The organism is Rhizobium sp. NLR10b, assembly GCF_019685435.1.
Taxonomy (GTDB): domain Bacteria; phylum Pseudomonadota; class Alphaproteobacteria; order Rhizobiales; family Rhizobiaceae; genus Rhizobium.
In genome coordinates, this window is record NZ_JABDWV010000007.1 from 76,907 (window position 1) to 88,485 (window position 11,579).

Annotated in this window: 13 protein-coding genes and 2 tRNA genes; 10 read left to right on the plus strand and 5 right to left on the minus strand. The window is 59.1% G+C overall.

Annotated elements, in window-relative coordinates; translation table 11 throughout:
• Positions 1-41: 41 nt before the first annotated feature.
• On the minus strand, positions 42-962 hold the full coding sequence (locus tag HJB91_RS13065) for a hypothetical protein (protein WP_210628147.1): 921 nt from the start codon (positions 960-962) through the stop codon (positions 42-44).
• A 177-nt stretch (positions 963-1,139) separates the two neighbouring features.
• Here HJB91_RS13065 and HJB91_RS31140 point away from each other — a divergent pair, with 177 nt between their 5' ends.
• Positions 1,140-1,352: a hypothetical protein gene (locus HJB91_RS31140; RefSeq protein ID WP_210628146.1), complete on the plus strand. Its 213-nt coding sequence runs from the start codon at positions 1,140-1,142 to the stop codon at positions 1,350-1,352.
• 74 nt (positions 1,353-1,426) lie between these two features.
• On the opposite strand, the gene HJB91_RS31240 is transcribed toward HJB91_RS31140, so the two are convergent.
• A complete protein-coding gene (locus HJB91_RS31240) occupies positions 1,427-2,224 on the minus strand; it encodes a hypothetical protein (protein WP_409079588.1) in 798 nt (265 codons plus the stop codon).
• A 279-nt stretch (positions 2,225-2,503) separates the two neighbouring features.
• Between HJB91_RS31240 and HJB91_RS30660 the strand changes: the two genes are divergently transcribed.
• From HJB91_RS30660 to HJB91_RS13085, 3 genes are all read left to right on the plus strand, one after another.
• Entirely contained in the window at positions 2,504-2,683 is a 180-nt protein-coding gene (locus HJB91_RS30660; protein WP_247241660.1) for a hypothetical protein, read from the plus strand.
• 195 nt (positions 2,684-2,878) lie between these two features.
• Positions 2,879-3,082 carry a CsbD family protein gene (locus HJB91_RS13080; protein ID WP_210628145.1) on the plus strand — a complete coding sequence of 68 codons (204 nt, stop codon included), beginning with the start codon at positions 2,879-2,881 and terminating at the stop codon, positions 3,080-3,082.
• A 315-nt stretch (positions 3,083-3,397) separates the two neighbouring features.
• A complete protein-coding gene (locus HJB91_RS13085; protein ID WP_210628144.1) occupies positions 3,398-3,712 on the plus strand; it encodes a hypothetical protein in 315 nt (104 codons plus the stop codon).
• Positions 3,713-4,010: 298 nt separating this feature from the next.
• Here HJB91_RS13085 and HJB91_RS13090 read toward each other — a convergent pair.
• Positions 4,011-4,085 (minus strand) — tRNA-Asn (locus HJB91_RS13090).
• Positions 4,086-4,202: 117 nt separating this feature from the next.
• On the opposite strand from HJB91_RS13090, the gene HJB91_RS30665 reads away from it, so the two are divergent.
• Together HJB91_RS30665 and HJB91_RS13095 are read left to right on the plus strand one after the other, a co-directional pair.
• Positions 4,203-4,520 (plus strand): hypothetical protein, encoded by a 318-nt coding sequence (locus tag HJB91_RS30665; protein WP_210628143.1) that lies wholly within the window; start codon positions 4,203-4,205, stop codon positions 4,518-4,520.
• 94 nt (positions 4,521-4,614) lie between these two features.
• Positions 4,615-4,902 carry a hypothetical protein gene (locus HJB91_RS13095; RefSeq protein WP_210628142.1) on the plus strand — a complete coding sequence of 96 codons (288 nt, stop codon included), beginning with the start codon at positions 4,615-4,617 and terminating at the stop codon, positions 4,900-4,902.
• A gap of 54 nt (positions 4,903-4,956) precedes the next feature.
• Here HJB91_RS13095 and HJB91_RS13100 read toward each other — a convergent pair whose 3' ends face one another.
• The gene (locus tag HJB91_RS13100; protein ID WP_210628141.1) at positions 4,957-5,295 is read right to left on the minus strand and encodes a KTSC domain-containing protein; all 339 of its coding nucleotides are present in this window, start codon (positions 5,293-5,295) and stop codon (positions 4,957-4,959) included.
• A 108-nt stretch (positions 5,296-5,403) separates the two neighbouring features.
• Positions 5,404-5,667: a hypothetical protein gene (locus tag HJB91_RS13105; RefSeq protein ID WP_210628140.1), complete on the minus strand. Its 264-nt coding sequence runs from the start codon at positions 5,665-5,667 to the stop codon at positions 5,404-5,406.
• 268 nt (positions 5,668-5,935) lie between these two features.
• On the opposite strand from HJB91_RS13105, the gene HJB91_RS13110 reads away from it, so the two are divergent.
• From HJB91_RS13110 to HJB91_RS13125, 4 genes are all read left to right on the plus strand, one after another.
• Positions 5,936-6,009, plus strand: a tRNA-Cys gene (locus HJB91_RS13110).
• A gap of 457 nt (positions 6,010-6,466) precedes the next feature.
• Complete coding sequence (locus HJB91_RS13115; protein ID WP_210628139.1) at positions 6,467-7,132, plus strand: protein-L-isoaspartate O-methyltransferase; 666 nt, start codon at positions 6,467-6,469, stop codon at positions 7,130-7,132.
• Between the two features lie 265 nt (positions 7,133-7,397).
• Positions 7,398-8,270, plus strand: coding sequence for a PopZ family protein (locus HJB91_RS13120; protein WP_221154923.1), 873 nt, complete (start codon positions 7,398-7,400; stop codon positions 8,268-8,270).
• Positions 8,271-8,387: 117 nt separating this feature from the next.
• Positions 8,388-11,231, plus strand: a complete 2,844-nt coding sequence (locus HJB91_RS13125; RefSeq protein WP_221154926.1) for a valine--tRNA ligase — start codon at positions 8,388-8,390, stop codon at positions 11,229-11,231.
• The last annotated feature ends 348 nt before the right edge of the window (positions 11,232-11,579 follow it).

Here is an 11,579-nt window from a genome sequence, read left to right on the forward strand (position 1 = left end):
AGGGGGCGCAGCATTCAGCTTGCGCCCCATGGGTGCATCCATCAGAGCCGGGAAGTGACGACGAGATCTTCCTCTGCGTCGCGTTGCGATCCTCCCAGAGCCGCAGCCGCAGCGGCTATGAAAGCGCCGACCAGAAGCGACAAGGATCCAAGCAATGCCGTGGTCGAGGCGGCTTTTCGTGCCTCGTCGGCAGCCTTCTGGGTGGCGGCCTTGGCGTCGTCGATACGCTTCAGCACCGCATCCACGCGGGTGCGCGCATCGGCTTCGGAAAGACCGGTTCGCGCAGAGACGATAGTGGCGAGATAGGCCTTGTCCTCATCTGGAACTTGCCCTTCGGCAGCGCCATTGAGGAGGATGCGGGAGACTTCCGATGTTGCCGCAGCATCGTTGGATGTCGCTGCCGCGCGCGCCTGATCAGGGCGTAGCAACGCGTCGGTAAAATAGGCGGTGGAAAGATCCAGCGGCGAGGTTGACGAGGTTGCTGCAGCCGTACCGGCGACCGCAGCAGTCGAGCCAACGGCTTGCGCGGCCGATCCCACCGCCTGTGCTCCGGCACCGGCGAGCGATGTCAGCGACGATGCGAGGAATCCGGCGACAAAGATGGTCGCCAAAGCCCAGCTTAGGAAACCATGCGCGGTGTCGCGGAAGAAAACCTCATCGGTGTGGACGGCCGCCCATTTTGTGCGCAGGCGGCCGGTTACATAGCCTCCGAGTGCGGAGGAGAGCCATTGCACGACGACGAGCCAGATCGCAGCTGTGATGCCGAGCGTGCCGAGCGAACTGCTTTGCCCCGACCAGGGCGACACCATCGTCAGCCCAAGCCCGGATCCCAGAAGCAGGAGGATGAGGGTCACTCCGATGGCGGCGGCTGCGCCACCGAAAATGGGTCCCCATGTCATGGCGGATTTGGAGGATTCGACCGGAGTGGCAACCTCTCCGGAACCTGTCACTGAAACCGACATGATCCGTTCCTATCGCATAAACAGAGCCAGAAGAATGATGATAGGCAGTGGAACGCCAAGCAGCCAAAGTAGAATACCGCGACCCATGAGAGACCTCCTGTCCAAGGCGACGTTACGTGGTTGATGCCACACAACTTTTAACCACGGCGTTTGTTCCCGCCGGTGGAAGCGGTCGGTTTGAAGCGCGCTGGTTTCCTTTCAATCGCGCGGCAGCATTTGAAGGAGCAGCAGATTGCCGGAGCGGTTGCCGCATCCTTGGCATTGAAGGCGTTTGGCCAGACCGGCGAGAGTCAGGTTCTGGCCGCAGCGCCGGGCAACATCCCGCCGGTCGATAAACATCTGGCGGCGACATATGCGGCAATGGCCGTAAATGACAAACCACTCCGGTAACGTCGCCAATGTTGCCTCTTCGATTTCGACGGCGTGGCGATCAGGGGGCGCGAGGCCGATACCGCGACGATGTCTCATCGCCTTTCAAAACTCGTAGTCCGTTCACATGCCATGCCGCGGCTCAGGTCCTTATCTCTCAGGGCAAGCTGAAGTCTGAGATGATGGCAATCCAGCAGCAGCGTCGTAATGGCGGCACGGACGTCCCCTTGGTGAAAAGCGACAACTGCGTCGACTTCTCCTCTCAACGTTTCTTCTGCCAATTTCTCGGCTGCCTGCGGACGCACGACCTCGATCTCCTTCAGAGCTTCCAATCCGATTTTCATCTGCCGCCTCACCGATGTTCCTATTATGTTCCCATCGAGCTCCGAGTCAAGAATGAAGGCGTTTCCGCGGATCGTTCGGTCATCGACCGAGGCGGTGCGCGACGCAGCGACGTTCCTGTACGTTTTCGAACTGAAACAATCTCCAGAGGCTTTTGTTTGCTGCCTATCGGCAATGAAGCAGCGAGGAGGATATCCAATGCTTCTGAGAATGATGGCAGTAGCAGCAATTACGATCGGTCTGGCATCGTCGGCGATGGCGCAATCAGGTGGAGGCTCGGGATCGGGCAGCGGCAGCGGAGCTTCAGGTTCCGGCAGCGGCACCATGTCTGTTCGGACGCCAGTGGTTCCGGCAACACCAACTCCAGCGATGCCGGGGCAAATACGACGATGGGCGCCGGTGCGACTGGTGCGAACGGATCCGGCGGCGATCCAAACGACTGTCAGCGCCAGCAGGCCGGCGGCACCGGCAACCCGGCTCCCACCTCCGGCAATAGCTCGACACAACCCGATGCGGCAAATGCATGCCAGTGAAGGCTCGAGCGGCTTCATCAATTTGCCCCGGAAATCAGTGTCGCTTCCGGGGCGCATGCGGCGGGTGCTTGCTGGTAATGCCGCAGGCATAGCCGGCGATATCCGCTCATCCCGCGCGCAGAATTTATAAAGGTCGGCAAGATTTTCGCGGCTGGAACTTATGTCCGTCGAAGGGAGCGCCTATATCTTTAGACACAGAGTGACGTCGGGGGAGATGAACTCGGGAAATGCTCCCGTTATTCCCGAGGGAGGGGCTCTCGCTCATCGAGCGCAGCGGAAATGGGAGAAGAAGTATCCATGAACAGATTTCGCGCAACTTTAACAGCTGCGGCAATTATTCTGGCGGCCATTGCCTCGGCGTGCTCGACACCGCCAAATTCATATGGCTCAGCATCGGGGTATCAGCCGGGCGATTCGATGAACCCGGCCTGCGCCGACGGCTTCCGACCTGGCGACGGGCGTTCGTGCAGCTATTAGGGCCTGCGCCGCTTCAAATCTGATGCGGGCATACTGAATCCCCTATCGAGCCCTCCGCCGGCATGAGCGAGGGCCAATTCTGTCACTCGCTGCCCACATGAAGAATTTTGGTTCTGCAATGGTTGGCGGCATGCCGAAGCGGAACCCTTATCGCTCGTCTCCGTTCCTCTTTCCTAACGATAGGAGGAATAAGCCATGGATTGGAACCGCGTCGAAGGTAACTGGAAGCAGATGAAGGGCAAGGTCAAGGAGCAGTGGGGCAAGCTGACGGACGACGATCTTGACGTCATCAACGGCAAGCGCGATCAGCTCGAAGGCAAGATTCAGGAGCGCTACGGCTACGAGAAAGACCGAACCCGGCGAGACATTGACGATTGGTATAATCGCCAGGCCTGGTAAGTGGCTTTATCGGAGCACGGATCGTTAACTCGGCACGCCCAACTTGATGGGCGTGCCATTTTCACATTTTTATCCGACGTGCCGGCAGCAAGGCAGCGGCGGCGTGCGCGCCGCGTCGCTAGCCGGTTGCCGCCGGCTGACTGCCCATGGGCGCCTGTTCTGTCCCCGGCGCACAGCATGAACGCCAATGGCCGGCTCGAGCGCCAACCGCGACCACACCAGAGGCGCGTCGGCTGGTGTTTTCTGTGGGCGGGCAGTCGTTCATCGAAGGTTAATGCTTGTTAATCCAGAATCGCAGCTTGAAAGGATGCGCCGATGAAGATGCTTTTTTCCACACTTGCAGCCATTGTCTTGTCTGCATCTTTCGCCCTGCCGCTAAACGCCACGCCTATCGTCGTGCCGAATGCCGTACATGTGCATTCTCCCGACGTCGAGCAGGTCAAACACCGTCACCATGGTAATGGACATGCGTATGGCCACTGGAAGAAACATCGGTACGTGTACCGCGACTGCCGGTATTATGGCTCGTGCTATCGTCCGCGGTATTACGGCTCCCGCGACTATTACGGCTATCGCGACGATTACCCCTATCGTCGTCGGTCGGGTATGACCGTGTATTTTGATTTTTAGTCGGTAGCACCAGGGACACCAGCCTTGGACCCCACAAGCGCGCCGTCGGTCTCACCAGCCGGCGGCTCTTTTGTTTGAGTGGGGTGACCTGCGCCGTTACCTGTCTGGATCTGATCAACTGCGATACGAGGAGATCAAGGCGTCGGACAGGAGAGGAAGCTACATCAGTAGCCACAGAACTGTCGCAAAAAAGAAGGGTCGGGGCGGTATGGACCGATCGCCAAAGTGGAGAGGGGAGTGGAGAAACAAGTGCCTGTTTTTGGATTTCTCAACAAAAACAGACACTTATTCTCTAAAATGGCTCCCCGGGCCGGATTCGAACCGGCGACCTGTCGATTAACAGTCGAATGCTCTACCGCTGAGCTACCAGGGATCACTGCTTGGCGCGGTGTGAGTGGGCTAATACAAATGCTTGCCCGATTTGCCAAGCGGTTTTTTCAAAAAAATGAAATGAACTTGTATTTGGACAGTCTGCGCCCATCTCTGGGAAATGACAAATAGGAATGATCGCCAAGAGACAACGGGCAACGAGAAGCGCAGAGGGCGGGCAGGGCGCTTCGGTATCGACCACGTAAACCACAGGCTTGTGCTCGGCTCTTTCAGCATCGGCATGCCACGCTCACGCATCGGGCGGATGGCAATCGGCACGGCCCTCGTTTTCTGTGGATTGCTGGGCTTCCTGCCGGTCCTCGGTTTCTGGATGCTGCCGCTCGGCCTCCTGGTGCTCTCGCATGATCTTTCCATCGCCCGTCGGCTTCGGCGCCGGCTGGCAGTTTGGTGGCACAGGCGGCGAAAGCCGGCCGGGTAGCGGCGGTCGCCGGAGACGTCCTGCGGAACTTCGATCGTTTTCTGCATTGGTGCTTTATGGCGCTGAAACGTGCCATGATGGTCCGGGTGAGGATATGAAGCCATTTTTTGTTGTAGTCTTCTGGGTGGCGGCGATCGTCTCAGCCACATCAGCCGAGGCGCAGGCCGTGGACAGCCGCGGTTTTGACGCGAGCGGTATCTGCCGCCGCCCCGAAGGCTGCGTCATCGATCAAGGCCAAGGCGGCTATAATGGGCCGCGCAACTATCGCAATTTTAACGGCCGTAACGAGCGCGACGGCAACAACGATCGCGGTCGGGACGATCGCCGCTTTCGTTCCCAGAACAGGACCTCGCTTGAGAGCGTCGGTATCATCGCTGGCTGATGACGCAAGCCCGGTTGTCGAGTTCGATCTGGATGCATCCGGGTGAATGCGATTCTAATTCGATCTCAATTCGCTTTCCTCGAAAATCCCGCCATGGCCCGGATCAAGCTCGGTTGCCATCAAGAGACTGCAGGCGGCAAGAAGCAGAACGAGCTTCAGCCCGTGGACTGCCATTGAGCCCGATTGTCGACGGGCCGGTGGGACGCGCGATGGCGCGATATAGTATCGGTAATAGAAGTGTGGATCGTTCGTCTCCAGAAGGTTCTGATAGACATGTGGCGGAATGTTCGCATGTCTCACCGGCGCGGAACCAGCGAACTTTACGTGGAGATCCCGGGTCTCGGCATCATATGCCGCACGTCCCTGCCTTTCTTTTAGGGCAGCCCATTCCATCGCAGCTCCTATCCCTCCCACGGCGATAAGATGGCGGGCAGGCGCTCTAAGTCAAGTTGGGAGTTGTTCAAATACCGCCGGTTCTTCGTGTCCCGAGTGGCAGGCAATTCACCAGGATCGGCCGGCGTCGAAATCTTCGCACTCGTCCTCAGTCATCTGGCGGTGAACAAACTGGCCGTCGACGACCTTGCGCATCACGTGGCCGGTGATCGGCATCTTCGTGTTGATGTCGGTGACGGGTTCGGTAACGAGGGCATAGCCCCACTCGTCTTCCTTGCCTCCGTTCACATAGGCCATCGAGCTTCGCCTGAGCGTCGCAAGCAGTGAAAAGAACATGTCTTTTGCGGTCTCGCCGAATGTCGCGTCGTTCATGATTTCTCCCCAGAAAATGGGGATCAACCAAATCGGTTCGCATTACAATCCTAACTATTTGGGGGGATGCCGGAGGGCCGGACTTTTATTGGTATTTAGTTAACCGGCTATCATCATCAGAGGGTGTAGCCGGTCCCGGAGGATTTCCGCAAACGCCTATTCCGAATGAAAAAAGGATCACATTCAGAATGAAAGGTCTTGCGCTCATTCTAGAGCTGGTCTAAATCGCGGCCACCACACGATATTTTTCGATGTCGGTCACAGGTGAGGCCTCGTGGCGGAGTGGTGACGCAGAGGACTGCAAATCCTTGTACCCCGGTTCAATTCCGGGCGAGGCCTCCAATTTCTCCTCATGTCTGCTAAAGAGTTGCGAAACCTCGCTGATTTTCGAGGTGGCGGCTCGGCCGCACGCTATTTTACAGGCAAGCGTACACGTCTTGCGTCGCCCGCCTTAGATTGTCGCAGGCTCAATGCCAGCTACGCGGCAGCGCGCTTCGGCGCTCGGCCTCCTCAGGTCGTTTCACCGTCCAGCAGCCCGCAGCAGAAGATACCGATGAGCGCTGCGAGGATGAAGAAATCGAACAGGGTCAAATATTCGAAAATCGCAGACATGGCCTGCTCCTCCTACTTCTATAAATCATAACATGACGCGGTTGGGCATTCCACGCAGGCGTTGCGCCTGTGGCGTGAAAGAGGCGCCTGGCGGATTCTTTTCGCCGACCGCTGCCAAGCCTTGAAAGCATCCGTGGCGGGGATTAAGAGACGAGGGACAGGAACCGCTTTTCAAGAGCGAGAGGACATGATGGATTTCGAAGCAGCGCGCGCAAAGATGGTCGACACCCAAATCCGCACCACGGATGTTACCTCGCATTCCGTGCTGACGGCATTTCTGACGGTGCCGCGCGAGGCTTTCGTGCCGGAGAAGTCAAAGCTGCTCGCCTATATCGACACTGACGTCGAAATATCAGCCGCCGCACCGGGCAAGCCGGCCCGTTTCCTGATGGAGGCCTCGCCGCTCGCCAAGCTGCTGCAGCTGGCCGCCATCGGCAAAGACGATTTCGTGCTCGAGGTCGGGTGCGGCACGGGATATACATCGGCGCTGTTGTCGATCATCGCCGGCTCGGTCATTGCCCTCGAATGCGACGAGGCACTGGCTACCGAAGCGAAGGCAAAGCTTGCCGGCTACGGCAAGGTCGAGGTTGTGACCGGCCCCCTCGAAAAGGGCTACGCCGCCGGCGCGCCCTATGATCTGATCTTCGTCAACGGCGCGGTCGAGGAGGTTCCGGCCGCTCTTCTCGGTCAGCTTCGCGATGGCGGGCGTCTGGTCACCGTCGAAGGCTATGGCAATGCCGCTCGTGCCAAGGTCTTCGTCGCCGAGCGCGGCGCCATTTCGGAGAACGTCTTCTTCAACGCTTCGGTCAAGCCGCTGCCGGGTTTCGCCAAGGCGCGCGAATTCGTTTTCTGACGCCGTTCTCCCTGTTGAATTCGAGCGACGGGCGCCATTGGCGCCCGTTTTTGTCAGTGCTGCGGAAAAGCCTTCACAAACATCGTTTATTCTGACGCTGCCATCTCCGAATATCGGCGGCAAGCATTCGGTAACAAAACTGTGCATGGCTGCATTCATTTGATTCTCGATGATTTTTTTCGCGTCTGGGGTATTCTAAGGTCGTGGTGATTCGGATGAACGCTCCACACCGTCCGATCGTTGTGTTGGGATAACGGGGATAGATATGGCTCAGCCAAGTGTAGCGCGTGAACCGTCCATGGAAGAAATTCTGGCCTCCATCCGCCAGATCATCGAAAGCAATGAACCCGGCGCCGGCAAGGCGATTTCAGCTTCCGTGCCGCCGGTTTACGGCGCCGACGACGACGAAAACGGCTCCGAAATCCATCTGACGGTGGATGACACCTATGCCGGCGTGGAGTTTCCCGAACCGGCCATGCGCTCGTCCGATCCACGTTTCGTCGCCGCCAATTCGGCCGGCACCGCCCCTGAGACCGAAGCCCCGGCCCGCGCGCTGTCGCTTGCCGATGTCGCAGCCCGCGTGCGCGCCGCCTCCGAGCGCAGCGCCGTGCAGGCCGGTCAAGCCTTGCGCGAAATTCCGAGCGGCTTCCGCCAGCCGGAGCCGCAGCCGGCCGTGATGCCGGAGCCCCCGCGCGCTGCAAGTCCGCAGCCGCAGCCGACACGGCCCGCTTTTGCCGCTGCCGCAGCACTCGTTTCCTCTGTTCCCGTCCAACAGCCGCCAGAACCGACGCTTGCCGAAACACCGCGTGTCGCCGTCGCCGAGCAAGCCGCTGCTGCCGCCGAAACTGCGCCACCGGCTTTGGAGTCCGCTACTTCGTCGACCGAGCGTTTCCTCCCGAGCGTTGTCGACGAGACCCAGCCGTCACTGCTTTCGGAAGACGCCGGTCTGCAGATCAGCCGCTCCTTCGAGGAGCTTGCCGCGGCGATCGACGGCGCCGAGCGCCGCTCGCTGGACGAGATTGCCGAGGACATGCTGCGCCCGATGCTGCGTGAATGGCTTGATGACAATCTGCCAACTTTGGTCGAACGGCTGGTGCGCGAGGAAATCGAGCGCGTGGCGCGCGGCCCGCGCCGCTGATCGGATTGATTTTTCCTGGAAAAGCCGCTCCGGTCTCCGGGGCGGCTTTTTTATTGACTTGGTCGTGGCCATCCTATTTACAAACGCCCATCCTCGAACCTCGAAATTGGTCAGAAAATGCTCGACAAGACCTATGATTCCGCTGCCGTCGAACCGAAAATCGCCGCGAAATGGGATGAGGCGGATGCCTTCCGCGCCGGCGCGAACGCCAAACCGGGGGCCGAGACCTTCACCATCGTGATCCCGCCGCCGAATGTCACCGGCTCGCTCCATATGGGGCATGCGCTCAACAATACGCTGCAGGACATCATGGTGCGCTTCGAGCGCATGCGCGGCAAGGACGTGCTCTGGCAGCCGGGCATGGATCACGCCGGCATCGCCACCCAGATGGTCGTCGAACGCAAGCTGATGGAGCAGCAGCTGCCGGGCCGCCGCGAGATGGGCCGCGAGGCCTTCATCGACAAGATTTGGGAATGGAAGGCAGAATCGGGCGGCCTGATCTTCAACCAGCTGAAGCGCCTCGGCGCCTCCTGCGACTGGTCACGCGAGCGCTTCACCATGGACGAAGGCCTGTCGCAGGCCGTTCTCGAGGTTTTCGTTACGCTCTATAAGGAAGGCCTGATTTACAAGGACAAGCGCCTTGTCAATTGGGACCCAAAACTCCTGACGGCGATTTCCGACATGGAGGTCGAGCAACACGAGGTGAAGGGCCATCTCTGGCATCTGCGCTATCCGCTCGAGCCGGGTGTCACCTATCAATATCCGATCGCCTTCGACGAGGAAGGCAAGCCGACTGCGTTCGAGACGCGGGACTATATCGTCGTCGCCACGACGCGGCCGGAGACGATGCTCGGCGATACCGGCGTTGCCGTGAACCCCGAAGACGAGCGTTACAAGCCGATCATCGGCAAGCATGTCATCCTGCCGATCGTCGGCCGCAGGATACCGATCGTCGCCGATTCCTATGCTGATCCGACAGCCGGCACAGGCGCGGTGAAGATTACGCCGGCCCATGATTTCAACGACTTCGAAGTCGGCAAGCGCGCGAAGCTGCGTGCGATCAACGTCATGAATATCGATGGCACCATTGCCATCAAGGATAATGAGGATTTCCTTGAAGGTCTCGACAATCCCGCGGCACTGCATGGCGCCTGGGACCGTCTGGAAGGGCAGGACCGGTTCCATGCGCGCAAGGTGATCGTCGAGATCTTCGAAGAGGCCGGCCTTGTCGACAAGATCGAACCGCACAAGCATATGGTCCCGCATGGCGACCGCGGCGGCGTGCCGATCGAGCCGCGGCTGACGGAACAATGGTTTGTCGACAACAAGACATTGGGGCAGCCTGCCCTGGAGTCCGTTCGCGAGGGAAGAACCAGGTTTATTCCCAGGAACTGGGAAAACACTTATTTCAATTGGCTGGAGAACATCGAACCGTGGTGTATCTCTCGCCAGCTCTGGTGGGGCCATCAGATTCCCGCTTGGTACGGTCCTGACGGCCAAGTCTTCGTCGAAAAGACCGAGGAGGAGGCGCTGCAGGCGGCGATCCAGCATTACCTCTCGCATGAAGGGCCGATGAAGGCCTATGTCGAGGACCTGCTCGAAAACTTCAAGCCTGGCGAAATCCTGACGCGGGACGAGGACGTGCTCGACACCTGGTTCTCTTCTGCGCTCTGGCCTTTCTCGACACTCGGCTGGCCCGACGAGACGCCGGAACTTGCGCGTTACTACCCGACGAATGTCCTCGTCACCGGTTTCGATATCATCCCGTTCTGGGTCGTTCGCATGATGCAGATGGGCCTGCATTTCATGAAGGACGAGAATGGCGATCCCGTCGAACCTTTTCATACGATCTATATTCACGCACTGGTGCGCGATAAGAACGGGCAGAAGATGTCGAAGTCGAAGGGCAACGTCATCGACCCCCTGGAACTGATCGACGAATACGGTGCCGACGCACTGCGCTTCACCCTGGCGATCATGGCCGCACAGGGCCGCGATGTGAAGCTTGATCCGGCCCGCATCGCCGGCTACCGTAATTTCGGCACCAAGCTCTGGAACGCCACGCGTTTTGCCGAGATGAACGGCGCCAAGAGCGATCCGCATTTCGTGCCGGAGGCGGCCGAGCTTACCATCAACCGCTGGATCCTTACGGAGCTTGCCCGTACGGAACGTGACGTTACGGAAGCGCTTGAAGCCTTCCGCTTCAACGATGCGGCCGGCGCGCTCTACCGTTTCGTCTGGAACGAAGTCTGCGACTGGTATCTCGAGCTTCTGAAGCCGGTCTTCAATGGCGATGACGAGGGCGCCAAGGCCGAAGCCCAGGCCTGCAGCGCCTATATTCTCGAAGAGATCTACAAGCTTTTGCACCCCTTCATGCCCTTCATGACCGAAGAGCTTTGGGCGCATACCGCAGGCGAAGGCAAGGAACGCGACACGCTGGTCTGCCATGCCGAATGGCCGGCGCCGTCCTATGCGGATGACGCGGCTGCCGACGAGATCAATTGGCTGATCGACCTCGTCTCCGGCATCCGCTCCCTGCGCGCCGAAATGAACGTGCCGCCGTCGGCGACCGCCCCGCTGGTCGTCGTCAAGGCCAACAATCTCACGCGCGAAAGGCTGTTCCGCCACGACGCCGCCATCAAGCGGCTTGCCCGCGTGGAAGCGATATCACTATCCGACGATGCGCCGAAGGGCGCGGCCCAGATTGTCGTCGCCGAAGCCACCGTCTGCCTGCCGCTCGGCAATCTGATCGACCTTGCTGCCGAAAGGGCCCGCCTGGAAAAGGCGATTGCCAAGATGGATGGAGAAATCGCCCGCATCAATGGCAAGCTTTCCAACGAGAAGTTCGTCGCCAACGCCAATCCCGAGGTGGTCGAGGCCGAGCGCGAGCGTCTCGATGAGTTGAAGGGGCAGATCGCCAGCTTGAATAACGCGCTTTCCAGGGTCAGCGAAGCCGGATAAGTTTCATTGTCGATTTTGGTAAGTTATTTCAAAGACGCGCCTGCTTCGGGGCGCGTCTTTCGTCGTTTGGGGAACGCCTGATTCGGTCTTGAGCGGGGCTGATTTGAGGCGCTGAGCCTGTGGATTTTGGCTTTAGGGGTATCCCTTTGGTGAAAACTGTCACTGTTGTCGGATTGATACAGCTTCTGCACTGTTTGGAATGAAAACCCAAAAGGCCGTCTCAAAATCGATGGCTCTAGAATAGAATTTTATTAACCAGATTTTTTGACGTGTCCGTCAATTTCTTTACGTAAGTTAGCCACTGCAATGCCTGGGAGCGCCGCCGTGGGGCGCGTTGCCATGTCGAGC